This window comes from Serratia surfactantfaciens (assembly GCF_001642805.2).
Taxonomy (GTDB): domain Bacteria; phylum Pseudomonadota; class Gammaproteobacteria; order Enterobacterales; family Enterobacteriaceae; genus Serratia; species Serratia surfactantfaciens.
In genome coordinates, this window is the sequence record NZ_CP016948.1 from 3,827,617 (window position 1) to 3,854,176 (window position 26,560).

Annotated in this window: 28 protein-coding genes and 1 other RNA gene; 19 read left to right on the forward strand and 10 right to left on the reverse strand. The window is 60.7% G+C overall.

Translation table 11 applies throughout. The annotated features are described in order from the left end of the window. The 3 genes from ATE40_RS17930 to sstT all read left to right on the forward strand — a co-directional run bounded on the left by ATE40_RS17930 (nucleotide 1) and on the right by sstT (nucleotide 3,452). Nucleotides 1–732, forward strand: a complete 732-nt coding sequence (locus ATE40_RS17930) for a glutamine amidotransferase (RefSeq protein WP_019453102.1) — start codon at nucleotides 1–3, stop codon at nucleotides 730–732. A gap of 252 nt (nucleotides 733–984) precedes the next feature. Beyond that, on the forward strand, nucleotides 985–1,953 hold the full coding sequence (locus ATE40_RS17935; protein WP_019453103.1) for a TerC family protein: 969 nt from the start codon (nucleotides 985–987) through the stop codon (nucleotides 1,951–1,953). 263 nt (nucleotides 1,954–2,216) lie between these two features. Beyond that, on the forward strand, nucleotides 2,217–3,452 hold the full coding sequence (gene sstT, locus ATE40_RS17940) for a serine/threonine transporter SstT (RefSeq protein WP_063918713.1): 1,236 nt from the start codon (nucleotides 2,217–2,219) through the stop codon (nucleotides 3,450–3,452). Nucleotides 3,453–3,505: 53 nt separating this feature from the next. On the opposite strand, the gene ATE40_RS17945 is transcribed toward sstT, so the two are convergent. The 3 genes from ATE40_RS17945 to ATE40_RS24805 are packed head-to-tail and all read right to left on the reverse strand — an operon-like array spanning nucleotide 3,506 to nucleotide 6,644. After that, a complete protein-coding gene (locus ATE40_RS17945) occupies nucleotides 3,506–4,993 on the reverse strand; it encodes a UxaA family hydrolase (RefSeq protein ID WP_063918712.1) in 1,488 nt (495 codons plus the stop codon). A 20-nt stretch (nucleotides 4,994–5,013) separates the two neighbouring features. Continuing rightward, complete coding sequence (gene uxaC / locus ATE40_RS17950) at nucleotides 5,014–6,426, reverse strand: glucuronate isomerase (RefSeq protein WP_063918711.1); 1,413 nt, start codon at nucleotides 6,424–6,426, stop codon at nucleotides 5,014–5,016. Between the two features lie 50 nt (nucleotides 6,427–6,476). Next, nucleotides 6,477–6,644, reverse strand: a complete 168-nt coding sequence (locus ATE40_RS24805) for a hypothetical protein (RefSeq protein WP_156785441.1) — start codon at nucleotides 6,642–6,644, stop codon at nucleotides 6,477–6,479. 77 nt (nucleotides 6,645–6,721) lie between these two features. On the opposite strand from ATE40_RS24805, the gene ATE40_RS17955 reads away from it, so the two are divergent. The 11 genes from ATE40_RS17955 to ATE40_RS18005 all read left to right on the forward strand — a co-directional run bounded on the left by ATE40_RS17955 (nucleotide 6,722) and on the right by ATE40_RS18005 (nucleotide 14,258). Further along, nucleotides 6,722–8,020: an MFS transporter gene (locus tag ATE40_RS17955; protein ID WP_063918710.1), complete on the forward strand. Its 1,299-nt coding sequence runs from the start codon at nucleotides 6,722–6,724 to the stop codon at nucleotides 8,018–8,020. A gap of 119 nt (nucleotides 8,021–8,139) precedes the next feature. Next, nucleotides 8,140–8,916: a transcriptional regulator ExuR gene (gene exuR / locus ATE40_RS17960; protein ID WP_019453108.1), complete on the forward strand. Its 777-nt coding sequence runs from the start codon at nucleotides 8,140–8,142 to the stop codon at nucleotides 8,914–8,916. 186 nt (nucleotides 8,917–9,102) lie between these two features. Next, nucleotides 9,103–9,549 (forward strand): hypothetical protein, encoded by a 447-nt coding sequence (locus ATE40_RS17965; RefSeq protein WP_063918709.1) that lies wholly within the window; start codon nucleotides 9,103–9,105, stop codon nucleotides 9,547–9,549. A 136-nt stretch (nucleotides 9,550–9,685) separates the two neighbouring features. After that, on the forward strand, nucleotides 9,686–10,366 hold the full coding sequence (locus ATE40_RS17970; protein WP_063918708.1) for a DedA family protein: 681 nt from the start codon (nucleotides 9,686–9,688) through the stop codon (nucleotides 10,364–10,366). Continuing rightward, on the forward strand, nucleotides 10,363–10,737 hold the full coding sequence (gene mzrA, locus ATE40_RS17975; RefSeq protein WP_004937130.1) for an EnvZ/OmpR regulon moderator MzrA: 375 nt from the start codon (nucleotides 10,363–10,365) through the stop codon (nucleotides 10,735–10,737). Before ATE40_RS17970 ends, mzrA begins: the two co-directional genes overlap by 4 nt. 242 nt (nucleotides 10,738–10,979) lie before the next feature. After that, nucleotides 10,980–11,351: a DUF1090 domain-containing protein gene (locus tag ATE40_RS17980; RefSeq protein WP_019453111.1), complete on the forward strand. Its 372-nt coding sequence runs from the start codon at nucleotides 10,980–10,982 to the stop codon at nucleotides 11,349–11,351. A gap of 164 nt (nucleotides 11,352–11,515) precedes the next feature. Beyond that, nucleotides 11,516–11,821 carry an ElaB/YgaM/YqjD family protein gene (locus tag ATE40_RS17985; protein ID WP_063918707.1) on the forward strand — a complete coding sequence of 102 codons (306 nt, stop codon included), beginning with the start codon at nucleotides 11,516–11,518 and terminating at the stop codon, nucleotides 11,819–11,821. Nucleotides 11,822–11,823: 2 nt separating this feature from the next. Next, nucleotides 11,824–12,225, forward strand: coding sequence for a phage holin family protein (locus tag ATE40_RS17990; protein WP_015379160.1), 402 nt, complete (start codon nucleotides 11,824–11,826; stop codon nucleotides 12,223–12,225). Beyond that, complete coding sequence (locus ATE40_RS17995; protein WP_063918706.1) at nucleotides 12,222–12,509, forward strand: YqjK-like family protein; 288 nt, start codon at nucleotides 12,222–12,224, stop codon at nucleotides 12,507–12,509. The genes ATE40_RS17990 and ATE40_RS17995 overlap by 4 nt, the downstream gene beginning before the upstream one ends. A gap of 296 nt (nucleotides 12,510–12,805) precedes the next feature. Next, complete coding sequence (locus ATE40_RS18000) at nucleotides 12,806–13,201, forward strand: DoxX family protein (protein WP_025160115.1); 396 nt, start codon at nucleotides 12,806–12,808, stop codon at nucleotides 13,199–13,201. A gap of 70 nt (nucleotides 13,202–13,271) precedes the next feature. Beyond that, nucleotides 13,272–14,258, forward strand: a complete 987-nt coding sequence (locus tag ATE40_RS18005; protein WP_063918705.1) for a glutathione S-transferase family protein — start codon at nucleotides 13,272–13,274, stop codon at nucleotides 14,256–14,258. Nucleotides 14,259–14,309: 51 nt separating this feature from the next. Here the strand turns inward: ATE40_RS18005 and ATE40_RS18010 are convergent, their stop codons facing one another. After that, on the reverse strand, nucleotides 14,310–15,206 hold the full coding sequence (locus ATE40_RS18010) for a LysR family transcriptional regulator (protein ID WP_004937113.1): 897 nt from the start codon (nucleotides 15,204–15,206) through the stop codon (nucleotides 14,310–14,312). Between the two features lie 107 nt (nucleotides 15,207–15,313). On the opposite strand from ATE40_RS18010, the gene ATE40_RS18015 reads away from it, so the two are divergent. Beyond that, on the forward strand, nucleotides 15,314–16,015 hold the full coding sequence (locus tag ATE40_RS18015; RefSeq protein WP_025160116.1) for a pirin family protein: 702 nt from the start codon (nucleotides 15,314–15,316) through the stop codon (nucleotides 16,013–16,015). Between the two features lie 62 nt (nucleotides 16,016–16,077). Here ATE40_RS18015 and rnpB read toward each other — a convergent pair. Further along, nucleotides 16,078–16,455: RNase P RNA component class A (gene rnpB / locus ATE40_RS18020), an RNA gene on the reverse strand. Between the two features lie 41 nt (nucleotides 16,456–16,496). After that, a complete protein-coding gene (gene rsmI / locus ATE40_RS18025) occupies nucleotides 16,497–17,360 on the reverse strand; it encodes a 16S rRNA (cytidine(1402)-2'-O)-methyltransferase (RefSeq protein WP_004937108.1) in 864 nt (287 codons plus the stop codon). Nucleotides 17,361–17,422: 62 nt separating this feature from the next. On the opposite strand from rsmI, the gene ATE40_RS18030 reads away from it, so the two are divergent. Genes ATE40_RS18030 through dolP form a run of 4 tightly spaced genes read left to right on the forward strand, consistent with a single transcriptional unit; the run spans nucleotide 17,423 to nucleotide 21,039 of the window. After that, nucleotides 17,423–19,462 carry a penicillin-binding protein activator gene (locus ATE40_RS18030; RefSeq protein WP_063918704.1) on the forward strand — a complete coding sequence of 680 codons (2,040 nt, stop codon included), beginning with the start codon at nucleotides 17,423–17,425 and terminating at the stop codon, nucleotides 19,460–19,462. Then, nucleotides 19,459–19,812 carry a YraN family protein gene (locus tag ATE40_RS18035; protein ID WP_019453117.1) on the forward strand — a complete coding sequence of 118 codons (354 nt, stop codon included), beginning with the start codon at nucleotides 19,459–19,461 and terminating at the stop codon, nucleotides 19,810–19,812. The genes ATE40_RS18030 and ATE40_RS18035 overlap by 4 nt, the downstream gene beginning before the upstream one ends. 51 nt (nucleotides 19,813–19,863) lie before the next feature. Beyond that, entirely contained in the window at nucleotides 19,864–20,454 is a 591-nt protein-coding gene (diaA, locus tag ATE40_RS18040) for a DnaA initiator-associating protein DiaA (protein WP_004937103.1), read from the forward strand. Between the two features lie 9 nt (nucleotides 20,455–20,463). Further along, nucleotides 20,464–21,039 (forward strand): division/outer membrane stress-associated lipid-binding lipoprotein, encoded by a 576-nt coding sequence (gene dolP / locus ATE40_RS18045; protein WP_021505102.1) that lies wholly within the window; start codon nucleotides 20,464–20,466, stop codon nucleotides 21,037–21,039. A gap of 39 nt (nucleotides 21,040–21,078) precedes the next feature. Here dolP and mtgA read toward each other — a convergent pair whose 3' ends face one another. The 4 genes from mtgA to mnmL all read right to left on the reverse strand — a co-directional run bounded on the left by mtgA (nucleotide 21,079) and on the right by mnmL (nucleotide 26,068). Next, nucleotides 21,079–21,810 (reverse strand): monofunctional biosynthetic peptidoglycan transglycosylase, encoded by a 732-nt coding sequence (mtgA, locus tag ATE40_RS18050; RefSeq protein WP_019453119.1) that lies wholly within the window; start codon nucleotides 21,808–21,810, stop codon nucleotides 21,079–21,081. Continuing rightward, complete coding sequence (gene elbB / locus ATE40_RS18055) at nucleotides 21,807–22,460, reverse strand: isoprenoid biosynthesis glyoxalase ElbB (protein WP_019453120.1); 654 nt, start codon at nucleotides 22,458–22,460, stop codon at nucleotides 21,807–21,809. The genes mtgA and elbB overlap by 4 nt, the downstream gene beginning before the upstream one ends. A gap of 237 nt (nucleotides 22,461–22,697) precedes the next feature. Then, complete coding sequence (gene arcB / locus ATE40_RS18060; protein ID WP_019453121.1) at nucleotides 22,698–25,037, reverse strand: aerobic respiration two-component sensor histidine kinase ArcB; 2,340 nt, start codon at nucleotides 25,035–25,037, stop codon at nucleotides 22,698–22,700. Nucleotides 25,038–25,129: 92 nt separating this feature from the next. Further along, on the reverse strand, nucleotides 25,130–26,068 hold the full coding sequence (gene mnmL, locus ATE40_RS18065; protein WP_063918703.1) for a tRNA modification radical SAM protein MnmL/YtqA: 939 nt from the start codon (nucleotides 26,066–26,068) through the stop codon (nucleotides 25,130–25,132). Nucleotides 26,069–26,560 lie beyond the last annotated feature (492 nt).

Consider the following 26,560-nt stretch of genomic DNA (forward strand, 5'->3'; position numbering starts at 1 on the left):
ATGAAACCGCTGCTCGTCATGCAAACCGGCGATGCGCCGCAGGCCATTCGTCAGGAACTGGCCAACTTCGAAGGCATGTTCCTGCAACAGGGCAATATCGATGCCGAACGCGCGCACATCGTGCATCTGCCCGCCGGCGAGCGGCCACTGCCGCCGGCCACCTATTGCGGCGTGGTGATCACCGGTTCGCCGGCGATGGTGACCGAACAGCTGCCGTGGAGCGAAGAGGCCGCCGAGTGGCTGCGTCAGGCGATGGCGATCAAACTGCCACTGTTCGGTGTTTGTTATGGTCACCAACTGCTGGCCTATGCGCTTGGCGGCGAAGTGGGCTACCACCCGCAGGGCATGGAGGTCGGCACGCTGGAGATCGAGCTGCTGCCCGCCGCGGCCGACGATCGGCGGCTCACCCTGCTGCCGCCACGCTTCAAGGCCAATCTTATCCACTCGCAGAGCGTGCTGGCGCCGCCCGCCGGCGCGCAGACGCTGGCGCGTTCGCAACAGGATGCGCACCAGATCCTGCGCTATGGCGATCATGCCCTGACCACTCAGTTCCACCCGGAATTCAACGGCGCGGTGATGAGCCAGTATCTGCAGTGGCTCGGTGAGCTGCATCCCGAGCAGCAATCCCTCTATCAGCAGAAACAACAACAGGTTAGCGATACGCCGTTCAGCCGCCTGCTGCTGCAGGGATTCGTCGTCAGCCTCGGCGCGCAAAAAGCGTTGGCCGGCTAACGCGATTCACGTTGACCGCCGACATATTTTGCATTACTTTCTGCTCTGCAAAGGGGAGTAACTTCATTGCCGGTCAATCGTCATTACGATGCGCAAGCATCCGGTTACCGGGCAACCTGATGTCAAAGGTGTAACTACCTTCATCAACGTTGTAAGTGAGACCTTGCCGGAAGGCGAGGTTTGCTTGCAGCGTTCACAGAGCGGCTGGCGTCTTCCGACGTTGGCCGTTTTTGTTTTTGAAGGATACCTCTGATGATGAATACCGTTGGCACACCGTGGTTATGGGGCAGCTTCGCCGCCGTCATAGTCGTGATGCTCGCAATCGACCTCCTGTTGCAGGGCCGTAAAGGCGCGCACACCATGACCCTGAAGCAGGCCGCCAGCTGGTCGCTGGTGTGGGTCAGCCTCTCCCTGCTGTTCAACTTCGGTTTCTGGTACTACCTGAACGAAACCGCCGGGCGCGCCGTCGCCGACACCCAGGCGCTGGCCTTCCTGACCGGTTACCTGATCGAAAAAGCGCTGGCGGTGGATAACGTGTTCGTCTGGCTGATGCTGTTCAGCTACTTCTCCGTGCCAGCCAACCTGCAGCGGCGAGTGCTGATCTACGGCGTGTTGGGCGCGATCGTGCTGCGTACTATCATGATCTTCGCCGGCAGCTGGCTGGTCAGCCAGTTCCAGTGGCTGCTGTATCTGTTCGGCGCTTTCCTGCTGTTCACCGGTATCAAGATGGCGCTGGCGAAGGAAGATGACTCGGCGATCGGCGACAAGCCGCTGGTAAAATGGCTGCGCAGCCGCCTGCGCATGACCGACAGCCTCGAAGGCGAGCGCTTCTTCGTGCGCCGCAACGGCATCCTGTTCGCCACCCCGCTGGTGCTGGTGCTGATCCTGGTAGAGCTGAGCGACGTGATCTTCGCGGTGGACAGCATTCCGGCGATCTTCGCCGTGACTACCGATCCGTTCATCGTGCTGACCTCTAACCTGTTCGCCATCATGGGTCTGCGCGCCATGTACTTCCTGCTGGCCAACGTGGCGGAGCGGTTCTCGATGCTGAAATACGGCCTGTCGGTGATCCTGGTGTTTATCGGCATCAAGATGCTGATTATCGACTTCTTCCACATCCCGATCGGCGTGTCGCTCGGCGTGGTGGCGGGCATCCTGGCGCTCACCTTGCTGATCAACGCCTGGGTCAATCGCCGCAACGATCGTCTGGCGAAGAAATAACCATAATCTGTTATCCGGGGCGCTAGTCGCCCCGTGATTGTTTGGCAATTCCCGCAAAACACCAAACGTTATTACGATCACACAAATGTAACCAGTATGTTATCAAGTGTTGATCCGCGCTCAGAATTTCACCCTCGCCTCTTTCCAACATCATTCGATTGCTGAATACTGATTCGGCAAACACACTTAGTTACAGAATCACATAAAGCTACCCGGCGTCGTTCCCGCCGCGGCGGCCAGATAACATCAGGAAGAGAAGCACTATGCAAAAACTACTACAAAGGATCACACAGGGCAGCCTGGTCAAACAAATCATGGTCGGCCTGGTGGCCGGCATTCTGCTGGCGCTGGTTTCGCCGGCGGCGGCAACGGCGGTCGGCCTGCTCGGTTCCCTGTTCGTCGGCGCGCTGAAAGCGGTGGCGCCGGTGCTGGTACTGATTCTGGTCATGGCCTCCATCGCCAATCATAAACAGGGGCAGAAGACCAATATTCGTCCGATCCTGTTTCTCTACCTGCTGGGCACCTTCGCCGCCGCGCTGGTGGCGGTGGTCGTCAGCTTTATCTTCCCTTCCACGCTGGCGCTGACCACCGGGGCGACGGACATCACCCCGCCAGGCGGCATCGTGGACGTCATGAAGGGCCTGTTGATGAGCGTGGTGGCCAACCCGTTCCATGCGCTGATTAACGCCAACTACATCGGCATTCTGGCCTGGGCCGTCGGGCTGGGGCTGGCGCTGCGCCACGCCTCCGAAACCACCAAAAACCTGATCAACGACATGTCCCATGCGGTTACGCTGGTGGTGCGTGCGGTCATTCGCTGTGCGCCGCTCGGCATCTTCGGCCTGGTGGCTTCCACGCTGGCGGAAACCGGCTTCGGCGTGCTGTGGGGCTATGCCCAGCTGCTGATGGTGCTGCTCGGCTGCATGCTGCTGGTGGCGCTGGTGCTCAACCCGCTGATCGTTTACTGGAAGATCCGCCGCAACCCATACCCGCTGGTGTTCGCCTGCCTGCGCGAGAGCGGCGTGACCGCCTTCTTCACCCGCAGCTCGGCCGCCAATATCCCGGTGAACATGGAGCTGTGCAAGAAGCTGAACCTGAATGAAGACACCTACTCGGTTTCCATTCCGCTGGGCGCAACCATCAACATGGCCGGCGCGGCGATCACCATCACCGTGCTGACGCTGGCGGCGGTGAACACGCTGGGCATCGCGGTGGACGTACCGACCGCCCTGCTGCTGAGCGTGGTGGCGGCGCTGTGCGCCTGCGGCGCCTCCGGCGTAGCGGGCGGCTCGCTGCTGCTGATCCCGCTGGCGTGCAATATGTTCGGCATTCCGAACGACGTGGCGATGCAGGTGGTAGCGGTCGGCTTTATCATCGGCGTGCTGCAAGATTCGGCGGAAACCGCCCTCAACTCCTCCACCGACGTGCTGTTCACCGCCGCCGCCTGCCAGGCGGAAGACCAACGGCTGGCGAATGAAGATCCGCTGAAGGTGCGTTAATCCCACCTGGCCTCATAGAAAAGGCGCTCTTTCGAGCGCCTTTTTTGTCAGTCTTACAGCGTCACCCCGCTTTTAAATATCGCCAGCTCGCGGAAATCGTTGGCTTCATTGCGCGCCGGGCGGCCGTTGGCGATCTCGACAATCAGATCGACGAAGCGGCTGAGCAGCTCGTCCATGGTTATCCCGTGAATCAAGCCGCCGGCGTCGAAATCGATCCAGTGCGGTTTCTTCGCCGCCAGCTCGCTGTTGGTGGCCAGCTTCACCGTCGGTACAAAACCGCCGTACGGCGTGCCGCGTCCGGTGCTGAACAGCACCATATGGCAGCCGGCGCCGGCCAGCGCGCTGGTCGCCACCGCATCGTTGCCCGGCGCGCTGAGCAGGTTCAGCCCCGGCACGCGCAGCCGCTCGCCGTATTTCAGCACGTCCACCACCTGGCTCAGGCCCGCCTTTTGGGTGCAGCCGAGCGATTTTTCCTCCAGCGTGGTGATGCCGCCGGCCTTGTTGCCCGGCGACGGATTCTCATAAATAGGCTGCTGGTGGGCGATGAAATAGCGTTTAAAGTCGTTGATCATGTCGACGGTCTTGCCGAAGGTTTCCCAATCGCGACAGCGGCTCATCAGAATGCGCTCGGCGCCAAACATCTCCGGCACTTCGGTCAGCACCGTGGTGCCACCGTTGGCGATCGCATAGTCGGAAAAGCGCCCCAGCAGCGGGTTGGCGGTAATGCCCGACAGCCCGTCCGAACCGCCGCACTCCAGGCCAAACCTCAGCTCGCTCAAGTGGCCTGGTTCGCGCCTATCGTGGCGCATCTCCCGATACAGCTCGTGCAGCAGCGCCAGTCCGGCCTCCACCTCGTCGTCCTGCTGCTGGCACACCATAAAGCGCAGCCGCCGATCGTCCTCGATCCCCAAGGTGGCGCGAAAGGCCTCCACCTGATTGTTCTCGCAACCCAGCCCGATCACCAGCACCGCGCCGGCATTGGGATGGCGGACCATGTTTTGCAGCATGATGCGGGTATTGGCATGATCTTGCCCCAACTGCGAGCAGCCGAACGGATGGCTGAACAGATGCACGCCGTCGATCCCGTCCGCCTGAGTTTGCTGTAAAAAGCGCTGCTGGATCTGGCGGGCGATGCCGTTGACGCAGCCGACGGTGGGCACGATCCACAGCTCGTTGCGGATCCCCACTTCGCCGCCGGCCCGGCGATACAGCTGCACCTCGCGATCCGCCGCCTGCGGCGGCAGCGCCGGGAACTGCGGCTGGTAACGGTAGCTGTCCAGATCGCTCAGGTTGGTTTTGGCGTTATGCGAATGAATATGCTCCCCTGGCGCGATGGCCGCGAGCGCATGGCCGATCGGCTGACCATATTTGATGATGTCCTCACCCTCGGCGATCGGGCCGAGCGCAAACTTGTGCCCGCGCGCCACCGGCTGCGCCAATCGAACGCTCTCCGCTTCCAGCTCAACCGTTTCTCCAGCGGCCAGGTCGCGCAGCGCCACCGCTACGTTATCCTGCTCATGAATCTTTATCGTACTTTGCATAAACCGGTCCCGGATAACGGCTACGCCAGTTCAATGGCGAAATAGTTTTTGGCGTTGTCGAAGCAGATGTTTTGCACCATCTCGCCCAGCAGCGCGATGTCCGCCGGCGCTTCGCCATCCGTCACCCAGCGGCCGATCATCTGGCAAAGGATGCGACGGAAGTATTCATGGCGCGTGTACGACAGGAAGCTGCGGCTGTCGGTCAACATGCCGACGAAACGGCTCAGCAGTCCGAGCTGCGCCAACTGCGTCATCTGCCGTTGCATGCCGTCCTTTTGATCGTTGAACCACCAGCCGGAGCCGAATTGCATCTTGCCGGGCGTGCCTTCCCCTTGGAAGTTGCCGACCATGGTACCGATCACTTCGTTATCGCGCGGGTTGAGGCAGTAGAGAATGGTTTTCGGTAGGCCACCCTGCCGCGCCTGGGCATCCAGCAGCCGCGACAGCGGTTCCGCCAACGGCCGGTCGTTGATCGAATCGAAACCGATATCCGGGCCGACGGCGGCCAGCATGCGGCTGTTGTTATTGCGCAGCGCGCCGATGTGATACTGCTGCACCCAACCACGGCGCCGGTACTCGCCGGCCAGAAACAACAGCACCGCGCTTTTGAACTGGGCGCTCTGTTCCGGCGTCGGCAGTTCGCCGTTCAGGCGGCGCAGCAGGATCGCATCCAGCGTCGCTTCATCGGCCTCGCCGAACACCACCACGTCCAGCGCATGGTCGGCCACCTTGCAACCGTGGGCGGCAAAGTGATCCATGCGCTTGTACAGGGCGTCACACAGCGTGCTGAAGCGGCCGATGGCAGTGTCAGCCGCCGCCTCCAGCTGCCGCAGATAGTCGTTGAAGCCCGGTGCATCGATAGTGAAAGCCTTGTCCGGCCGCCAGCTAGGCAGCACTTTGATCTCGAAGCTGCGATCGTCGGCGATCGCCCGATGATGGCGCAGATCGTCGATAGGATCGTCGGTGGTGCCGACCATTCTCACGTTCATCTGGCGCATGATGCCGCGCGCGCGAAACTCATCCTGCGCCAGCAGCGCATTGCCGCGCTGCCAGATCTCGTCCGCCGTGGCCGGCGACAGCAGCGTGCCGGTGATGCCGAACGGCCGGCGCAGCTCCAGATGCGTCCAGTGATAGAGCGGATTACCGATGGTATGCGGCACCGTGGCGGCCCAGGCGTCGAACTTCTCGCGATCGCCCGCATCGCCGGTGCACAGTCGCTCCGCTACGCCGTTGGTGCGCATCGCCCGCCATTTGTAGTGATCGCCCCGCAGCCAAATATCGTACAGGTTGCTGAAGCGGGTGTTCTCCGCGATCTGCTGCGGCGGCAAATGGCAGTGATAATCGAAAATCGGCTGCGGCGCCGCATAGTCGTGATACAAGCGCCGGGCAAACTCGCTGTCCAGCAGGAAATCTTCGCTCAAAAACGTCGCCATTTCGGGCTCCTTACTTGCCGTGCGGCACGGGAATCGAATCGCAAAAGTTATCACACCAATTCTAATGAGCGTCCAGCAAATTTTTCCCGCCATTTGCCGTTTTGCTGTCCTTCAATCCCTTTTTCGCTCAGTTTTACGGCAAATGTGCGGCATAAACGCACTATTTCACCGGCAACAGTATCGCTCAGGCGAATAATTCCTTTTGTGATATCACTCAACTTTTAAACCTGTATGACAGGTTATTGTCTCGCCAGCCGCATCGCCGGCCACACCTTCAAACGGGGAGACATTTCGGATGCGTAAAATTAAAGGGTTACGCTGGTACATGATCGGACTGGTGACCATCGGCACCGTGCTGGGCTACCTGACCCGCAACGCCATCGCCGTCGCGGCGCCAACGCTGGAAGATACGCTGCACATCACCACCCAACAGTATTCCTATATCGTCGCCGCCTATTCCGCCTGCTACACCGTGATGCAGCCGGTGGCGGGCTATGTGCTGGACGTACTGGGCACCAAAATCGGCTACGCCATGTTCGCCATTCTGTGGGCGCTGTTCTGCATGGGCACCGCGTTGGCCAACAGCTGGGGCGGCCTGGCGCTAGCGCGCGGCGCGGTCGGCATGGCCGAAGCGGCGATGATCCCCGCCGGGCTGAAGGCCAGCAGCGAGTGGTTTCCGGCCAAAGAACGTTCGATCGCCGTCGGCTATTTCAACGTGGGGTCGTCGATCGGCGGCATGATCGCCCCACCGCTGGTGGTCTGGGCCATCGTGGCGCACAGCTGGGAAATGGCGTTCATCATCACCGGCGTGCTGAGCCTGATCTGGGCCATCTGTTGGCTGCTGTTCTACAAACATCCGAAAGATCAGAAGAAACTGAGTCAGGAAGAGCGCAGTTACATCCTCGAAGGCCAGGAAGCGCAACACCAGACCACCCACGCCAAAAAGATGTCGGCCTGGCAGATCGTGCGCAACCGCCAGTTCTGGGGCATCGCGCTGCCGCGCTTTCTGGCGGAGCCGGCCTGGGGCACCTTCAACGCCTGGATCCCGCTGTTCATGTTCAAGGCCTACGGCTTTAATTTGAAAGAGATCGCCATGTTCGCCTGGATGCCGATGCTGTTCGCCGATCTCGGCTGCATCGTCGGCGGCTACCTGCCGCCGCTGTTCCAGAAGTATTTCAAGGTCAATCTGATCGTCTCGCGCAAGCTGGTGGTGACGATGGGAGCGGTGTTGATGATCGGCCCCGGCATGATCGGCCTGTTCACCAGCCCTTACGCCGCCATCGCGCTGCTGTGCGTCGGCGGCTTCGCCCATCAGGCGTTGTCCGGGGCGCTGATCACCCTCTCTTCCGACGTATTCGGCCGCAATGAGGTAGCGACCGCCAACGGCCTTACCGGCATGGCGGCCTGGACCGCCAGCACACTGTTCGCCCTGGTGGTCGGCGCGCTGGCGGATACGCTCGGCTTCAGCCCGCTGTTCGCGGCGCTGTCGGTATTCGACATTCTCGGCGCGATCGTCATCTGGACGGTGCTGCAAAACCGTCCGGCCGCCGAACCGCAGTCAACCGCGCTGCAGCCGACCCCGGCGCGCAGCTGATCCCACCGCCCGGCCGCCGCGCCGGGCCCCTTACCCCTCTGGCAGCAGTGCCGAATAAGTGGTATAACAAATCCAATGGCTACGCGCCCCTTCCCACCGCACCGTATAGAGCATTCACTATGGAATTCACTGAAACCAGACGCCTGTATCAGCAACTGGCCGCCGAGCTTAAGCACCGTATCGAAAGCGGGCGCTACCCGGTGGGCGACAAACTGCCGGCCGAGCGATACATCGCCGAAGAGATGAATGTCAGCCGCACCGTGGTGCGCGAAGCGATCATCATGCTGGAAGTGGAAGGCTATGTGGACGTGCGCAAAGGATCCGGGATCCACGTGGTCTCCAACCAGCAAAAGCACCTGGTGGTGCCGGGCGACAGCATCGAGTTCGCCACCGCCGGCCCGTTTGAGCTGCTGCAGGCGCGCCAGCTGATCGAAAGCAACATCGCCGAATTCGCCGCCACCCAGGTGACCAAGCAGGATATCGTGCAACTGATGGAGATCCAGGAGCACGCCCGCAAAGAGGATCGCTTCCGCGACTCGCAGTGGGATCTGAAGTTCCACGTGCAGGTGGCGCTGGCTACTCAGAACACCGCCATGGCCACCATCGTGGAGAAAATGTGGGTGCAGCGGGTCAACAACCCTTACTGGAAAAAGCTGCACGAGCACATCGACGAACGCTCGATCGCCAGCTGGTGCGACGATCACGATCAAATCCTCAAGGCGCTGATGCGCAAAGACCCTTACGCCGCCAAGCTGGCGATGTGGCAACATCTGGAAAACACCAAGCAGATGCTGTTCAACGCCACCAGCGACGACTTCGAATACAACGCCGACCGCTACCTGTTCGCCGAGAATCCGGTAGTGCATCTGGATGGCGTGAGCCACGAGCCGAAATAGCCACTGCGGTCAAAAACCGTCGGCTTATGTCAGGTAATGTAAAATCCGCTGAATCGATGCCGTAACCGCCGTTTGCCGTGTACTATTTCACCGCTGGCAACGTAGATTTCCCTGTTGCCAATCGTGCTATTTTGGTAGAGTTAGCCCACTTTTTTACCCATTGCTGCGGGGGCGGAACGCGAATAAATGCGCTGGTTGTTTGCCATGCTGATTGCTCTTTTCTGCTGGACCGGTTCGGTCTCCGGCCAACAGCTTTGCGTGGCGTCATCCAAGCCCACCCCCAGCGCGCTGAGCAGCCTGCCGCTGCTGGCGGAGCCGGCGCTTTCCCCCTATGATCATGTATATCGGGCGCCGGCCGAAGCGCGCCGCAAAGCCCCCGGCAAGTTGCCGCTGCTGCTGCCCAGAGCGCACTCTTTCTCCGGCTCGCTGCTCGCATTTTCCCTGCTGGCGCCGGTCTATACCTTGGCCGCTGAGCCGGGCTACCGAATTCGTTTCCCCCGCCAGGACACCCCGGCCCCCAACCGGCTTGCCCAGGTCGACTGGATGCTGGACGCCTCCAGGCAACAGAGTCGGCAAGCCGGCTGGAAAGAAAGTAACATGCAGTACCGTGGCACGCTGACTTACCACCTATGACCGGTGTCGCACCGCTTAGAAACTTTAAAGCAACGCCGTTTCATCGTTATCAGCAATCAGGATCGCCGCGCGCTTTCAGCCCACGTCCGCTCCGCCGCTGAGATAAAAATAAACAATGACGTTTTAGGAACACCGGATGGATATCATTAAAGAACTGATACATGCCTTGTGGCAGCAGGATTTTGAGACGCTGGCGAACCCTTCGTTGGTGTGGACCCTCTACATCCTGCTGTTCATGATCCTGTTTTTGGAAAACGGCCTGCTGCCGGCCGCTTTCCTGCCGGGCGACAGCCTGCTGATCCTGGTCGGCGTGCTGATCGCCAAAGGCACCATGGGCTTCCCGCTGACCGTCGTGATCCTGACCGTCGCCGCCAGCCTGGGGTGCTGGGTCAGTTACATACAGGGCCGATGGCTCGGCAATACGCGAACGGTGCAAGGCTGGCTTTCGCACCTGCCGGCCCACTACCATCAGCGGGCGCACAACCTGTTCCACCGCCACGGGCTTTCCGCCCTGCTGGTGGGCCGCTTCCTGGCCTTCGTGCGCACCCTGCTGCCGACCATCGCCGGGCTGTCCGGCCTGAGCAACGCGCGCTTCCAGTTCTTCAACTGGATGAGTGGCCTGCTGTGGGTCTTGATCCTGACGACGCTCGGTTTTGCGCTGGGTAAAACCCCGGTGTTCCGCAAGTATGAAGATCAGCTGATGTTCTGCCTGATGATGTTGCCGCTGGTGTTGCTGGTGGTCGGTCTGGTCGGCTCGCTGATCGTGCTGTGGCGCAAGAAACGCGCCAGCGGCCAGAACCCGGGGAAAGGGGCGTGACAGCAAAGCGCCCGCGCTGGCAATACGTCCTGATGATCGCGCTCGCCCTGCTGGCGTTGGCGACGCTGTTGGTGCCATGCATGGTGCGCACCGAGAGCGAGCTGCGCATTCGCGCCAGCCAGCAGGGGCTGTCGCTGCCCGACGGATTTTATGTCTACCAGCGCCTCGATGAGCGCGGCATCCGCATCAAGAGCATCACGCCGGAAGGCGATGGCCTGGTCATTCGCCTGGATTCGCCGGAGCAGCAATTGCTGGCGCGCGAAGCGTTGCAAACCATCCTGCCGCCCGGTTACCACATCGCATTGAGCGAGTCCCCGGTGCCGTCGCATTGGGTGCGCGAATTTGCGCGTTCCCCACTCAATCTGGGATAATACCCCTTCAGATGAAGGGGTTTCCTTTCGCTGCCGTTATCTTCATTTTCATTCGCACCGTTTAGCTCAAAAATCAGTCAGTCGACACCATGCCGCGGCTGATTCTTTGGAGGCACGCCGGTTTCATGACTATGCTGAAGGGTAACTTCAGCCGGCGATGAACGCCCTCCTCTCACGCTGCCGTCTTCGGCAGTCAGGAAAGCGGATGCCTGTGCAGGCATCCCATGAAAAGGAACTGAAAGATGAAATTACGCCATTCACTGTTACTGCTGCTGCCACTCTGCGCGCTGCCGGCACTCGCTTCGGCCGCAGAGGGCGGCTGCGCCGCCAAAGCGCAAAGCATCCAACAACAAATCGACTACGCCACCCAGCACGGCAACACCCACCGCGTGGACGGGCTGAAAAAGGCGCTGAGCGAAGTGCAGACCCACTGCACCGAAGCCGGCCTGCAGGCCGAACGCCAGAAAAATATCGCGGAGAAACAGCGCAAGGTTGACGAACGCCGGGAAGAACTGAAAGAAGCGCAGCAAACCGGCAAGCTGGACAAGGTCGCCAAGAAACAGCAAAAGCTGGCGGAAGCGCAGGCTGAGTTGAAACGCGCCCAGGCGGAATAATTTTTTTACACCAGCGGATTTATCGATGAGAGCCCCATCACGCGGGATTTCTTAAGCATATGAAAGTGATGTCTGGTGTTATCTGCTAGTCATCACCCCTTTGCTCCGGCGAAAAAATCCGCTATGTTAAAAGTCTGTCGAAATAAACGTTAAGGAATAATCACATGGCACATGATTCAAATGCAGAAAACTTACGCGCTGAACTGAAGTCCTTAGCCGATACGCTGGAGGAAGTGCTGAACTCCTCCACCGACAAGCCGAAAGCCGAGCTGGAGAAGCTGCGTTCGAAAGCGGAAGGCGCGCTGAAAGAGACCCGCGCTCGCCTGAGCGACGCCGGTGACAGGCTGGCTTCGCAAACCAAACAGATCGCCGGCCAAGCCGACGACTACGTGCGCGACAACCCGTGGACCGGCATCGGTATCGGCGCGGCGGTCGGCGTGGTGCTGGGCGTGCTGCTCGCGCGTCGCTAATCATGGCTGAACAACCGCAAGTGCGCGCGCAGGGCCCCGCCAAAGGGGTCCTGGATATCGGTCAGCGCATCATCACGATCCTGGTCGGCATGGTGGAAACCCGTGTCCGGCTGGCGGTCGTCGAGCTGGAAGAGGAGAAAGCCAACCTCATTCAGCTGCTGATCATGGCCGGTATGACGCTGCTGTTCACCGCCTTCGGTTTGATGAGCCTGCTGATCCTGATCTTCTGGGCCATCGATCCGGTCTACCGGCTGGTGGCGCTGGGTGCCACGACCGGCGTGTTGCTGTTCCTGGCCGTGGTCGGCACCATCTGGACGCTGGTCAAGGCCCGTCGCACCACGCTGCTGGGCGCCACGCGCAAGCAGCTGGAGCTCGACCGCGCCGAGCTGGAGCGCGAACCATGAGCCGCCGCCGCTACCTGGAATGGAAGAAAGAGAGGCTGATTCGGCAGATCCAGCAACAGCGTCTGGATCTGGCCGAACACAAGTCTCTGTGGCTGGAAAAGACCGAACGCATCGACCGCGGCTGGCAAACGGTGTTTGGCCTGCGCCGCTATCTGGTGCTCGGTTCCAGCATCATAGCGCTGTACGGCATCCGCCATCCCAGCAAGATGATCCGCTGGTCGCGCCGCGCTTTCGGCGCCTGGAGCGCTATCCGTCTGTTTAAGAAGACGTTCTCTACCAAGTAAGCCGCCGCGTTTTTCCTTCAAACCTCCTGTTGCTCTGCCCCCATTTTTCCCCCTGAAACAGCATGCCTAATCCCGGGGCCGGGCAGCCTGCTGACCAACGGCAATTTATTAGCACGCTAAAGATTCAGATTTTTTGAAAAATTACGACAGTTTTACTTGCTAACAACCTGAGCACTTCCCGCTTAACATTCACTCCATCAATACGATACGGACCGGACAGGGTCAAAGACCCGCTACGCCGCCCGCTGATATGACTACCGCCGAACAGGCGCACAAAAACACTTTTGGAGTTGATGATGAAAAAATTAGAAGATACAGGTTTGCTGGTTGCTCGTATTCTGATGCCAATCCTGTTCATCGTGGCAGGCTACGGCAAAATGGGTGACGCCTACGCCGGCACCCAACAATACATGCAATCGATGGGCGTGCCTGGCTTCTTGCTGCCGCTGACCATCCTGCTGGAATTTGGCGGCGGCCTGGCGATCCTGTTCGGTTTCCTGACCCGCACCGTGGCGCTGTTCACCGCCGGTTTCACCATCCTGACCGCGCTGCTGTTCCACACTGACTTTGCAGAAGGCGTAAACCAGCTGATGTTCATGAAAAACCTGACCATCGCCGGCGGCTTCATCGTGTTGGCAGTCGCAGGCCCAGGCGGCTTCAGCATCGACCGTATTCTGAACAAGAAATGGTAATCTAAACTGTCATTCAGGGTCCGGCATGCCGGGCCCTGTCGTTTTTCACTCGGACACCAAGGAGATTCCCATGGGACAACTCGTCGATGGCGTTTGGCAAGACATCTGGTATGACACGAAATCTACCGGCGGCCGTTTCAAACGTTCAACCGCTCAGTTTCGCAATTGGGTGACCGCCGACGGTCAGCCGGGCGAACACGGCGCGGGCGGCTTCCAGGCCGAAGCGGGCCGTTATCACCTGTATGTTTCTCTCGCCTGCCCCTGGGCGCACCGCACGCTGCTGATGCGCAAATTGAAAGGGCTGGAGCAGATCATTCCAGTTTCCGTGGTGCACCCGCTGATGCTGGAAAACGGCTGGACCTTTGGCCAGGATTTTCCTGAGACCACCGGCGATCCGCTGTATCACGCCGACTTCCTGTACCAGATCTACCTGCGGGCCGACCCGCACTACAGCGGGCGCGTGACCGTGCCGGTGCTGTGGGATAAACAGCAGCAAACCATCGTCAGCAACGAATCCGCCGACATCATTCGCATGTTCAACAGCGCATTTGACGGCGTGGGCGCCCGCGCGGGCGATTACTACCCGGCCGAACTGCGCGGCAAGATCGATGAGCTGAACGGTTGGATTTACGATCGGGTGAACAACGGCGTGTACAAGGCCGGTTTCGCCACCAGCCAGGAAGCGTATGACGAAGCGGTCCACGGGGTATTCAGCGCGCTGGAGCGCCTGGAGCAGATCCTGGGGCAGCACCGCTATCTGACCGGCGATCGGCTGACCGAGGCCGACCTGCGGCTGTGGACCACGCTGGTGCGTTTCGATCCGGTATACGTCACCCACTTCAAGTGCGACAAACACCGCATCAGCGACTACCTGAACCTGTACGGTTTCCTGCGCGACATCTACCAGATGCCGGGCATCGCCGAGACGGTCAGCCTGCCGCACATTCGCAATCACTACTACCGCAGCCACGCCACCATCAACCCGTATGGCATCATTTCCATCGGGCCGGCGCAGGATCTGGACGAGCCGCACGGCCGCGACCAGCGCTTCGGTTAAGACGAAAAAAATCCCCTTGCCGCCCGGCAAGGGGATGTCATTCAACGAACGTTAACGCTGTGCGAACAGGCGCGGAATTTCGCGCAGGAACCAGGCTTTCGCCTCTCCCATGCTGTCGCGCCGCCAGGCCATGATGATGTCGGCTTCGCGGCTGTATTCCGGCCCCACCACCCGCAGCCGCCCGGCTTCGATATCTTTCTCCACCATCGGATACGGCATGGTCGCCACCCCCAACCCGGCCAGCAGCGCCAGACGCTTGTCTTCAATGGTGCTCACCGTCAGACGTTGTTGTTTATCCAGCAGCTGAACGGTCAACACCGGGCGCTCGCGGGCGGTATCCGCCACGGCGATGCCGCGGTACTTCACGCGGGTCACCTCGGACAACGGCTCCGGCTCCTGATGGATCGGGTGATCCGGCGCGGCGACATAGACGCTCATCACCTTGTACAGTTTGCGGGTGTTGATCTCCGAGGATGCGCGGAAATGCATATCCGGTGCGATCACGATGTCGGCGCGCCCCTGCTCCAGCCGCTCCCAGGCGCCCGCCAACACTTCGGTGAAAATCGACACCTGGGTATTGGCCTTCAGCGCCAGCTTGTCGACCAGCGGGAACAGCAGGCTCGGCGGTGATAACGCTTCGCTGACGATGGTCAGGTGGGTTTCCCAACCGCGCGCCAGCGCTTCGGCGTCAGTGGTCAGCTTGTCTGCCGCCTCCAGCAGCACCCGCCCGCGCTCCAGCAGCATGCGCCCCACGTTGGTGAACTTGGTGCGGTGGCCCGAACGGTCGAACAGCACCACGTCCAATTCTTCTTCCAATTTTTGCATGGTGTAGCTGAGCGCCGACGGCACCCGGCCCAATTCGTCGGCGGCCGCGGCGAAACTGCCACGCCGGTCGATCGCGTCCATCACTCTCAGCGCCTCAAGCGTGAGCGCCCGATCTCTGGCCATCACATCCCTCTGTCAGGAAATTTGAATATGCCGACCAGATTAACTGGCTAACAATCCGACGTCCAGATGCTTACCATTTGGATAATGAATTTAGAGAGCCGATTGCCATGATTACATGCAGAACAGCACAACAATGCGGGCAAGCTGACTTTGGTTGGCTGCAGGCTCGCTACACCTTTTCCTTTGGTCACTACTTCGATCCCAAACTGATGGGCTACGCCTCGCTGCGGGTACTGAATCAGGAGGTGCTGGCACCGGGCGCGTCGTTCCAGCCGCGCACCTATCCCAGCGTGGACATCCTGAACCTGATCCTGCAGGGCGAGGCGGAGTACCGCGACAGCGACGGTAACACGGTGCGTGCCAAAGCCGGCGAAGCGCTGCTGTTGGCCACCCAGCCGGGCCTGAGTTACAGCGAGCAGAACGTCAGCGGCGACACGCCGCTCACCCGTCTGCAGCTGTGGCTGGACGCCTGTCCGGAACGCAGCAACGAGCGGGTGCAGCGCCTGACGCTGCCGGCGGCAGGCAACCTGCTGCTGGCCTCGCCGGACGGCGCGCAGGGCAGCCTGCAGCTGCGCCAGCAGGTCTGGATCCACCATCTCGATCTGCAAGCGGGTGAACAGCTGACGCTGGCGATTAACGGGCCGCGCGCTTATTTGCAGTCGATCCACGGCACCATCACCGCCAACGGCGAGCACCACGAAGAACAGCGTCTGACCTGCGGCGACGGCGCCTTCGTGCGCGAGGAGAATCGCCTGACGATCCGCGCCGAGACGCCGCTGCGCGCGCTGCTGATCGACCTGCCGGTGTAAACCAAACCGGCCGGAAAACGAAAAACCCCGCGCAACTGACGTTGCGCGGGGTTTTCTTTTGTCGAGGGAGTTGACCGGTAAGCCGGGTTCTGTCGTGGACAGTCATTCCTCTAGGCCAGCAATCGCTCACTGGCTCAAGCAGCCTACCCGGGTTCAGTACGGGCCGTACCATGTGAACCCCTATTTGGCCTTGCTCCGGGTGGAGTTTACCGTGCCACGAACTGTTGCCAGCCGCGCGGTGCGCTCTTACCGCACCCTTTCACCCTTACCTGATCCCGCTTGCGCGGGCCATCGGCGGTTTGCTCTCTGTTGCACTAGTCGTAGGCTTGCGCCTCCCAGGCGTTACCTGGCACCCTGCCCTATGGAGCCCGGACTTTCCTCCCCTCCATCTGTCTCCCCGAAGAGGACGGCAATGAAGCGGCGACTGTCTGGTCAACTCCGGCGCGGATAGTAGCGTCGCGACGGCGGCAGGTCAACCGCTTTACGGCTGTTGTTGCTCCAGCGCGTGCTTATACAACGCATTTTTCTTCACGCCGTGGATTTCCGCCGCCAGCGCCGCCGCCTTTTTTAGCGGCAGCTCTTTTTGCAGCAGCGCCAGCGTGCGCAGCGCCTCGAGCGGCAACGCATCCTCCTGCGCCTTGTGGCCTTCGACGATCAGCACCATTTCGCCGCGGCGGCGCACTTCATCTTCCTGCACCCACGCCAGCAGTTCGCCCACCGGCGCGCCGTGGATGGATTCCCAGGTCTTGGTGAGTTCGCGCGCCAGCACCACATAGCGCTGCGGGCCCCAGACGGTGACCATGTCCTGCAGGCTTTCCAGCAGACGATGGGTGGACTCATAGAAAATCAGCGTGCGCGGCTCCTCCGCCAGCGCCATCAGCGTATCCTTGCGCCCCTTGGTTTTCGCCGGCAGGAAGCCTTCGTAGCAGAAACGGTCGGAAGCGACGCCCGCAGCGCACAGCGCAGTCGTGGCGGCGCAGGCGCCCGGCAGCGGCACCACGCGAATGCCTGCCTCGCGGCAACGGCGCACCAGGTGATAACCGGGATCGTTGATCAATGGCGTGCCGGCGTCGGACACCAGCGCGATGCTCTGGCCTTCCTGCAGTTTCGCCAGCAGTTGATCGGCCTTTTGCTGTTCGTTGTGATCGTGCAGTGCGAACAGGCGCGCGTTGATCGCGAAGTGTTGCAGCAGCAATCCGGTATGGCGCGTATCTTCCGCCGCGATCAGATCAACGCTTTTCAGTACCTCTAACGCACGGTGGGTAATATCGCCCAGATTGCCGATTGGAGTGGGCACCACATACAGCGTTGATGCAGAAATGACTGATTGTTGGTGTTGATTCATTGTTTCATCCGGGTTGCCGATTTAATATTGAGCATCTTGAAAAAAACATCACTGGATACAGTATGCTTTCCTCAACATTCGTTCGTACCAAAGCAGGGCGTTCCAAGCCTGTCCGACTGACCGCAGTCATCGCCGCCGCCCTTTTCCTGGCGGGCTGTCCAAGTCGGGCCCCGCAAACGCCGCCCGCCAATATACAGGACGAAGCGAGCGCCAGCTCCGATTACTACCTGCAGCAGTTGCAGCAAAGCAGCGATGATAACAAGGCTGACTGGCAATTACTTGCTATTCGCGCCTTGCTGCGTGAAGGAAAACTGCCGCAGGCCGGCGACCAGTTGAATCAACTGCCGAAAAACCTCAGCGGCGCGCAGCAGACCGAACGCCAATTGCTGACCGCCGAACTGCAGATCGCCAACAAGAGCTACGTCAGCGCCCGCAGCACGCTGGGCCACCTGGACAGCAGTTCGCTGTCACCGAATCAGAAGGTGCGTTACTACCAGGCGCAGATCGCCGCCAATCAGGGCAAAGCGTCGCTGCCGCTGATCCGCGCCTATATCGCGCAGGAGCCGCTGCTGACCGGTAAACCGCACCAGGAAAACCTGGACCAGACCTGGCAGGCGCTGCTGCAGCTGACGCCGCAGGAGATGAACAGCCTGGTGATCAACGCCGATGAAAACGTGCTGCAAGGCTGGTTGGATCTGCTGCGCGTCTATCAGGACAACAAGCAGGATCCCGATCTGCTGAAGGCCGGCATCAAAGATTGGCAGAACCGTTATCCGAAAAACCCGGCGGCCAAAACGCTGCCGGCTCGCCTGAACCAGGTGCTGAACTTCACCCAAGCCTCTACCTCGAAAATCGCCCTGCTGCTGCCGTTGAACGGCCAGGCGAAGGTGTTCGCCGACGCCATCCAGCAAGGCTTCGAAGCGGCGAAAAACGGCGGCTCCATGCCGGCGCCACAGCCTCAAGCCGCACAACCGGCTGCCACAGCGGCCCAAACGGCGCCGGCCGACCAGGCCGCTGCGGGTGACATCAACGCCAACGGCGCGGTCAGCCCTTCAGCGCAAGAGAGCCAACCTGCCGTGACCGCCGCGCAACCCGCCGCACCGTCCAGCGCGCCGGTAACGCCGCTGCAGGCCGCCAATGCGCAGGTCAAAGTGTACGACACCACTAGCCAGCCGCTGGCCGCCTTGCTGAGCCAGGCGCAGCAGGATGGTGCCACTCTGGTGGTCGGGCCGCTGCTGAAAGAGAACGTCGACCAGCTGTCCGCCAGCACCACCACGCTGAACGTGCTGGCGCTCAACCAGCCGGAAACGCCGAAGGATAACCTGAACATCTGTTACTTCGCTCTGTCGCCGGAAGATGAAGCGCGCGACGCCGCCCGCCACATCTGGGAACAACAGAAGCGCCAGCCGTTGCTGCTGGTGCCGCGCGGTGCCTTCGGCGATCGCGTCGCCAAGGCCTTTAACCAGGAATGGCAGAAACAGGGGGGGCAAACCGTGCTGCGTCAGGACATCGGCTCCGCCGGTGAACTGCGCCAGATGGTGAACAGCGGCGGCATCCGCATGACCGGCACGCCGATGTCGAGCGCCCCGGCGCCGCAGAGCGTCACCATCGCCGGGCTGACCATTCCGGCGCCGCCGAGCGACGTACCCGCCGCCACCGGCGGCAACGTCGACGCGGTATATATCGTCGCCACCCAGTCCCAGCTGACGCTGATCAAACCGATGATCGACATGGCCACCAGCTCGCGCGGCAAACCGGCGATGTACGCCAGCTCGCGCAGCTACCAGGCCGGCGCCGGCCCGGACTTCCGTCTGGAAATGGAAGGCCTGCAGTTCAGCGATATTCCGCTGTTGGCCGGCTCAAACCCTCAGCTGCTGCAGCAGGCCAGCGCGCGTTTCCGCAACGATTACTCGCTGGTGCGCCTGTATGCAATGGGGATGGATGCCTGGACATTGGCCAACCATTTTGCTGAAATGCGCCAGCTGCCGGGCTTCCAGGTTTCCGGCACCACCGGTACGCTGAGCGCGTCGCCGAACTGCGTGATCAACCGCAAACTGCCTTGGCTGCAATACCGTCAGGGTACGGTCGTCCCGGTCTCTTGAACCCACGCGCCTCAGGGGCGGGCTATGAGTTACTGGCCCGCCGTCATCTGGAACACGCCGGGCTCACCTTCTGCGCCGCCAACGTCGCGGTGCGCGGCGGTGAGCTCGACCTCATCATGCGCGACGGCGCCACCTGGGTGTTCGTCGAAGTGCGCTACCGCCGCAACGACGCTTTCGGCGGCGCGGCCGCCAGCGTCACCTCTCGCAAACAGCAGCGGTTGCTGCACGCCGCCGCCGTCTGGCTGGCGGGACGCGGAGCCAGTTTTGACACATCATCTTGCCGTTTTGATGTTTTGGCCATTACCGGTAGCCAGTTAGAATGGATACCCAACGCCTTCAATGCGGATTAATCGGGGTTTTGCGGCGCAGACCGGCCCTTTGACTTAGTGGATTAATACAACGTGCTGGATAGAATTAAAGTCTGTTTTACCGAAAGCATCCAAACCCAGATCGCGGCGGCGGAAGCGTTGCCTGACGCCATTTCCCGCGCGGCGATGACGCTGGTTCAATCCTTACTCAACGGCAACAAAATCCTGTGCTGCGGCAACGGCACCTCGGCGGCCAACGCGCAGCACTTCGCCGCCAGCATGATCAACCGTTTTGAAACCGAGCGCCCCAGCCTGCCGGCCATCGCCCTCAATGCCGACAACGTGGTGCTGACGGCGATCAGCAACGATCGGCTGCACGACGAAGTGTACGCCAAGCAGGTGCGCGCGCTCGGGCACACCGGCGACGTGCTGCTGGCGATTTCCACCCGCGGCAACAGCCGTGATATTGTGAAAGCGGTCGAAGCGGCCGTCACGCGCGACATGACCATCGTCGCGCTCACCGGCTACGACGGCGGCGAACTGGCCGGGTTGCTCGGCCAACAGGATGTCGAGATCCGCATCCCGTCGCACCGCAGTTCGCGCATTCAGGAAATGCATATGCTTACCGTAAACTGCCTGTGCGACCTGATAGACAATACGTTATTCCCCCACCAGGACGATTAAGGAACTGAGATGAAGCTAAAAGCCACATTTGCAGTGCTGTCCAGCGCCCTGCTGTTGCAAGGCTGTATCGCCGGCGTCGTCGTCGGCAGTGCGGCCGTCGCCACCAAAACCGCCACCGACCCGCGCAGCGTAGGGACTCAGGTAGATGACGGCACGCTGGAAGCCAGGGTCGAGAGCGCCCTGAGCAAAGACCAGCAGTTGAAGAAAGAAGCCCGGGTGGTCGCCACCGCCTATCAGGGCAAGGTGCTGTTGACCGGTCAGTCGCCTAACGCCGACCTCACCGCGCGCGCCAAGCAGATCGCCATGGGCGTGGAAGGCACCACCGAAGTGTATAACGAAATCCGCCAGGGCACGCCGGTCAGCCTGAGCACCGCCTCCTCCGACACCTGGATCACCACCAAGGTGCGTTCGCAGCTGTTGACCAGCGATACGGTGAAATCGTCCAACGTGAAGGTCACCACCGAAAACGGCGAAGTGTTCTTGCTGGGCCTGGTCACGCAGCAGGAAGGGCAATCGGCGGCGCAGATCGCCAGCCAGGTCAGCGGCGTGAAGCACGTCACTACCGCCTTTACCTATGTGAAGTAACCCTCTCTGCGGGAGCGGCGCTACGCCGTTCCCGCTCGCTTAATCCAGCTTGTTCTCGCGTAAAAACGTTTCCCCGCCCAACTGCCGCATCTGACGCATGATCCACTGTTGACGCTGCACCACATAGCCGGACGGCGCATCGGCCCTGAAACGGTGCGGATTCGGCAATACCGCCGCCAGCAGCGCCGCTTCGGCTGCGGTCAGGCGCTTGGCCGGCTTATGGAAAAAGCGTTGTGAAGCCTCCTCCACGCCGAACACCCCATCGCCGAACTCTACGATGTTCAGATACACCGTCAGAATGCGCCGCTTGGTCCACACCAGCTCGATGCCCGACGTCAGCCCGGCCTCCAGCCCTTTGCGCAGCCAGCTGCGGCCATCCCACAGAAACAGATTCTTGGCGGTTTGCTGCGACAGCGTGGACGCGCCGCGGATGCGCGTCGGGCGTTTCTCGTTGTGGCTGAGCGCCTTTTCAATGGCCGCCACGTCGAAGCCCCAATGATCGGGAAACTTCTGATCTTCCGCCGCCATCACCGCCAGCGCCATCTGCGGCGAGATATCGTCCATCGACACCCAGTCAGAATGAGCGACGTAGCCGAAGTCGCCGCTCAACCAGGCGCTGACTTGCCGCTCCACCATCACGGCGGAAAACGGCACCGGCAGGAAAGCAAAGGCCACAATGCCCAGCACCCACAGGCCGATAATCGCGATGACGCCGCGCTTCAGCCAATACCACGGGCGCAGCCGCCGCCATCCGCCGAGCGATTTTCTCATTCAGCCAGTTCCAGCACCCGCGCCACCAGTTTGTCGATGCCGAGGGCCGCCTGCGCGATCGACGGCGCCAGCATATAGGCCGGCGTGGTCACGATCTTATGTTCGCGGTCCACCACGATGTCGTCCACCGGGCAAATCACCGGCTCTCCGCCCATGGCGTCAATCACTTCCCCCAGGTCGGGATCGTTGCCAATGGTCAGCCGCGCTTGTTGATCCAGCAGCTTCGGCAACAGCGCCGGCGCGATGCACATCAGGCCAATTGGTTTGTTGGCCTTATGCATCTCGCGCGTCAGGCGCGCCAAATCTTCATCGACCCAACATTCCGCGCCGGCTTCGGCGAAATTGCTGAGATTCTTGGCGGCGCCGAAGCCGCCGGGCACGATCAGCGCATCCAGCTGCGCGGCTTCCGCCAGCGCCAGCGGCTGCACAGCGCCGCGGGCGATGCGCGCCGATTCAATCAGGACATTGCGCGACTCCGCCATCTCATCACCGGATAAGTGATTGATAACATGGCGTTGAGGTTTATCCGGCGCAAAGCACACCGCCTGGGCGCCGGCGCGGTCCAACGCCAGCAGCGTCAACACCGCTTCATGGATCTCTGTACCGTCATAAACGCCGCTGCCGCTGAGGACGACACCCACCTTTTTCATCACTCTTACTCCTGTCGCTGCTGTCAACTGGTTCGTGCTCGGAGTTGACAAACACTAATCTACATCACACATTTTAATGAATCTTCTAACAAGAGCGCTTACATTTGCTATGTTGTTGGCTGTATGATGTTTAGGAATTCGCTACAACCTGCTCGACCAGAACACTGAAACCAATACGCAGGTTCACAATTTCCCTGGTGTTGGCGCAATATTCGCGCACCCCGGCTTAGGTCGGGGTCATTTTTTTTCAGCGTTCTCAACCCAAGCCCGCAGCACCTGCACATCGTTGCGCCACTCTTGTTTCAACTCATCCACCCAATCCTGCACGTTATCCCACCAGGCCGGCAGCGTAGGCGTTTGAATTTGTTGTGCCAGCTGCTGCAGGTGGCGCAGACCGACCGAACCGGCAGCGCCCTTGATCTTGTGCCCTTCCTCGGTGATGCCTTTCTGATCGCGCGCCGTCATGTTGGAATCCAGCACCGCCAGATAGCCCGGCATCATCTGTTCGAACATCTCCAGGCTTTGGTGGATCAACTGCGGGCCAACCAGGTCCATGTACTGCTCCAGCATCGCGGTATCGAGTAACGACTCATTAATCTGCATCGCCTTGTGCTCCGTTTTCTTAGAAGTGTGAGAAGGTTGATGATCCCAATAGTGTTTGATGACCTGGGTCAGCGCCGGCACCGACAACGGCTTGCTCAGCACATCGTCCATGCCCGCCTCGAGATACTCTTTTTTGTCTTTCAGCACGTTGGCGGTCAGGGCCACCAGCGGCGGCAGCGCCTGCCCGGCATAGCGCTCACGCAGCGCCCGGGCGATATCCAGCCCTGTCATGTCCGGCAGTTGGATGTCCAGCAGCACCAGATCGAACTCGTCCGGATCGAACATCGCCAGCGCGTCGTGGCCGTTCATCGCCACCTCGACGCTGTTGCCCAGCTTCTCCAGCACCGAGCGCGCCACGATCACGTTCAGTTCGATATCCTCCACCAGCAGGATGTGCAGCGCCGGCAACGGCAGCTCCTCTTCCTCCGGCGCCGCGCTGACGGCTTCCTGCACCGCCGGCGCCTTGATGGTCAGGGTGAAGCAAGAACCGTGCCCCTGTTCGCTGCGCACGGTGATGTCGCCGCCCATGCTCTGCGCCAGCCGCTTGGAGACCGCCAGCCCGATGCCGGTGCCGGTGGCCGGGCGGCCACCGCGCTGATCTTTCACCTGATAATACATGGCGAAGATCTTGTCCTGCTCGTCCTGCGGGATGCCCATGCCCGAGTCCTCCACCTCGAACACCAGCTTCTCCGGCGCCTCGCGCCGCACGCGCACCACGATTTGGCCCTGCTGGGTAAATTTCACCGCGTTGCCGATCAGGTTCCACAGGATCTGCCGCAGGCGGGTGCCGTCGGTCACGATCTGCTGCGGCAGCGGCGTCTGCGGCTCCATGACGAACTGCAGCCCTTTCGGCTGCGCCAGCAGGCCCGAGAGGTTCTCCAAATCCGCCAGGAAGCCGGTGAAGTCCACCGGCTGGTTGTCGAGCTGCACCTTGCGCCGCTCGAGCTTATCCATTTCGATAATGTCGTTGAAGATGTTGCCGAGGGTGATGGCGCTGACGTGAATGGTCTTCAGGTATTTCAGCTGCTCATCGTTCAGCTCGGTATCGAGCAGGATGCGGCTCAGGCCGACGATGCCATTAAGCGGCGTACGCAGCTCGTGGCTGATCGTTGAGATAAAGGTGGTCTTCTCCCTGCTGGCATTCTCCAGCGCGTCCTGGTAGCGCTTACGCTCGGTAATATCGCGGCCGAAGCCCATCAGGCCGTGGCGTTTGCCCACCCGGTCGTAAAACGGCACCTTGCGCAGCTCGAAACAGGCCTTGCGGCCATCGGGATACACTAACCACTGTTCGTAGGTCAGCGAGACGTTGTGGCGGAACACCTTCTCGTCGGTTTCGATCACCTTTTCGGCGATCTCCTGGCCGTAGACGTCGAACGGCGTCAGGCCGATCAACTGCTTCTCGCTCTTGCCGGTCAGCAGCTCCATCGCGCGGTTGCAACCGGAAAATTCTTTGTCTTCGTTGCGGTAATAAACCAGATCCGGCGAGGCATCGAGGAAGGAACGCAACAGCGCCGATTGCTGGCCCAGCTCAATCTGCGCCAGTTCGCGCTGTTCCATCTCTTCCGTCAGCTTTTCCATCACCTGCAGACGCTCTTCCTCCGCCTTGATACGGTCGGCGATCTCCTGGTTCAGCTGGCTGATATTGTCTTTAAGCTGCTGGTTGAGCTCCAGATCGCGGTGGCGCATCTCCTCCAGCTTGTCCACCAACCGCGCCAGCCGTTGGCGCGACTCCTCCAGCTGCTCCACCACCACAGAGAGGAAATAGACCGCCCACGGGGTGATCAGCAGGCCGAAGAAGATCGAACGCACCACGTCGATGCTTTCCACTTCGCCGCGCAGCAGCATGGTCACCGCCATCTGCACCACCATCGCCAGCACCACCAGCGCCGAGGCCAGCAGCAGCGAGAAGCGCACCAACCCCAGTTTTACCATTAAATCGACGTAGTACTGGGCCAACACCCGGATTTGCTTCATAGCGGCTCCCATCAGACACAATCTTTTGAATCATACCGTAAAACAGCGGTGAGATAAGGCGGCAAACGCCGAAGTGTGGCAAAGATTGCACTTCAGAGCGGCATGCCAGGGCGGTAGCGCCGCTTTTCATCCAGCGCGCTGCCCTGCCCGCCGTGCCGTTGCAGATAAGCGCCGACTGCCTGCATGCCGCTCCAGCGGTTTTCGCACCACAGCGGCGCCAGCAGCGTAGGCCGGCGGGCGCTGGCGGAAAGGCGGTGGTACACCACGTCCCCCGGCGTATGGCGGATCATCTCCCCGGCGCTGGCGGCATAATCCTCCAGCGCCAGTTCGGACAAACGCCCGGCCTGCCAAGCCCGCGCCAGGGTGCTGCCGGTGACGACGTGCAGCGGGTGGAGCTTGATGCCGTCGACGCCGGTCTGCGTCACCTGCTGCAGCGTGAGCAGATGATCGCGCTGGGTTTCTCCCGGCAGCCCGACGATCAGATGGCAGCACACCTTCAGACCGCGCTGTCGAGCCAGCCGTGCGGTCTGCTGATAGCAGCGGAAATCATGGCCGCGGTTGATGCGCTTTAGCGTTTTATCGTGCGCCGTCTGCAGCCCCAGTTCCAGCCACACTTCATAGCCTTGTTCGCGGTAGCCCGCCAGCAGGTCCAACGCGGCGGGCGGCACGCAGTCCGGCCGGGTGCCGACGCACAGGCCGACCATGTCGCTCTGCGTTAGCGCCTGCCGATACATCGACGCCAGCAGTTCGACCTCCGCATAGGTGCTGGTATAGGCCTGGAAATAGGCCAGATAGCGCCGCGCCCGGTCGACCCGTGCGGCCTGCCGCGCCAGCTGTTCGGCGATGCTCTGCTGCTGCATCGTTTCATCGGCGAACGACGCGACGTTGCAAAATGTACAGCCACCGCGTCCCAGCGTGCCGTCGCGGTTTGGGCAGCTGAATCCGCCGTGTAGCGTGAGTTTATGGATCTTTTCGCCATAGCGGCGCTGGAGATCCGCGCCAAACATATTGACTAATTGCGGCAACTGCATAATCTTGGTGATTCTCTGTGTTCAAAGCCGCGATGCTAATAAGAAACGGTTTTTCCCGCGATGACAGAGATCAACGCTTTCCCCGCAAGGCGCCATCACGCATAACCATTCATCATAAACGCAAATAAATTCACTATAATTCTGATGAATTATTCTAATCGTCACGCAACCGTTAACGGCAATATGACAATGCGGTGAAAAATAGTCATAAACATCAACAAAGCAATATCTTATAGAATAAAACTCTGTCATTAACCCCCGCACTAGCATGGTGCAGAGATTAAGGGGTTGCACTATAGTGAGACAGCTCACACTTCTGCGGGGATCCGCGTTGCCCCACGATAGTGCAAAAATGCATTAAAACACTTATTTTTCAAATAAATAAACATCATCAATTCGATAAGAATCTATCTTAAGCCCACATTTGACCTGCGAATTCTTTCTCGCTAAGTTGGAAGTCCGCTGGAAGCTTTCTGGACGGGCAAACGTCTC

Bases quoted from the DNA above. Each gene is read 5' to 3' on its own strand.
- ATE40_RS17930 (WP_019453102.1), top strand. From the start codon at position 1: ATGAAACCGCTGCTCGTCATGCAAACCGGCGATGCGCCGCAGGCCATT.
- ATE40_RS17935 (WP_019453103.1), top strand. From the start codon at position 985: ATGATGAATACCGTTGGCACACCGTGGTTATGGGGCAGCTTCGCCGCC.
- sstT (WP_063918713.1), top strand. From the start codon at position 2,217: ATGCAAAAACTACTACAAAGGATCACACAGGGCAGCCTGGTCAAACAA.
- ATE40_RS17945 (WP_063918712.1), bottom strand. From the start codon at position 4,993: ATGCAAAGTACGATAAAGATTCATGAGCAGGATAACGTAGCGGTGGCG.
- uxaC (WP_063918711.1), bottom strand. From the start codon at position 6,426: ATGGCGACGTTTTTGAGCGAAGATTTCCTGCTGGACAGCGAGTTTGCC.
- ATE40_RS17955 (WP_063918710.1), top strand. From the start codon at position 6,722: ATGCGTAAAATTAAAGGGTTACGCTGGTACATGATCGGACTGGTGACC.
- exuR (WP_019453108.1), top strand. From the start codon at position 8,140: ATGGAATTCACTGAAACCAGACGCCTGTATCAGCAACTGGCCGCCGAG.
- ATE40_RS17965 (WP_063918709.1), top strand. From the start codon at position 9,103: ATGCGCTGGTTGTTTGCCATGCTGATTGCTCTTTTCTGCTGGACCGGT.
- ATE40_RS17970 (WP_063918708.1), top strand. From the start codon at position 9,686: ATGGATATCATTAAAGAACTGATACATGCCTTGTGGCAGCAGGATTTT.
- ATE40_RS17980 (WP_019453111.1), top strand. From the start codon at position 10,980: ATGAAATTACGCCATTCACTGTTACTGCTGCTGCCACTCTGCGCGCTG.
- ATE40_RS17985 (WP_063918707.1), top strand. From the start codon at position 11,516: ATGGCACATGATTCAAATGCAGAAAACTTACGCGCTGAACTGAAGTCC.
- ATE40_RS17990 (WP_015379160.1), top strand. From the start codon at position 11,824: ATGGCTGAACAACCGCAAGTGCGCGCGCAGGGCCCCGCCAAAGGGGTC.
- ATE40_RS17995 (WP_063918706.1), top strand. From the start codon at position 12,222: ATGAGCCGCCGCCGCTACCTGGAATGGAAGAAAGAGAGGCTGATTCGG.
- ATE40_RS18000 (WP_025160115.1), top strand. From the start codon at position 12,806: ATGAAAAAATTAGAAGATACAGGTTTGCTGGTTGCTCGTATTCTGATG.
- ATE40_RS18005 (WP_063918705.1), top strand. From the start codon at position 13,272: ATGGGACAACTCGTCGATGGCGTTTGGCAAGACATCTGGTATGACACG.
- ATE40_RS18010 (WP_004937113.1), bottom strand. From the start codon at position 15,206: ATGGCCAGAGATCGGGCGCTCACGCTTGAGGCGCTGAGAGTGATGGAC.
- ATE40_RS18015 (WP_025160116.1), top strand. From the start codon at position 15,314: ATGATTACATGCAGAACAGCACAACAATGCGGGCAAGCTGACTTTGGT.
- rsmI (WP_004937108.1), bottom strand. From the start codon at position 17,360: ATGAATCAACACCAACAATCAGTCATTTCTGCATCAACGCTGTATGTG.
- ATE40_RS18030 (WP_063918704.1), top strand. From the start codon at position 17,423: ATGCTTTCCTCAACATTCGTTCGTACCAAAGCAGGGCGTTCCAAGCCT.
- dolP (WP_021505102.1), top strand. From the start codon at position 20,464: ATGAAGCTAAAAGCCACATTTGCAGTGCTGTCCAGCGCCCTGCTGTTG.
- mtgA (WP_019453119.1), bottom strand. From the start codon at position 21,810: ATGAGAAAATCGCTCGGCGGATGGCGGCGGCTGCGCCCGTGGTATTGG.
- elbB (WP_019453120.1), bottom strand. From the start codon at position 22,460: ATGAAAAAGGTGGGTGTCGTCCTCAGCGGCAGCGGCGTTTATGACGGT.
- arcB (WP_019453121.1), bottom strand. From the start codon at position 25,037: ATGAAGCAAATCCGGGTGTTGGCCCAGTACTACGTCGATTTAATGGTA.
- mnmL (WP_063918703.1), bottom strand. From the start codon at position 26,068: ATGCAGTTGCCGCAATTAGTCAATATGTTTGGCGCGGATCTCCAGCGC.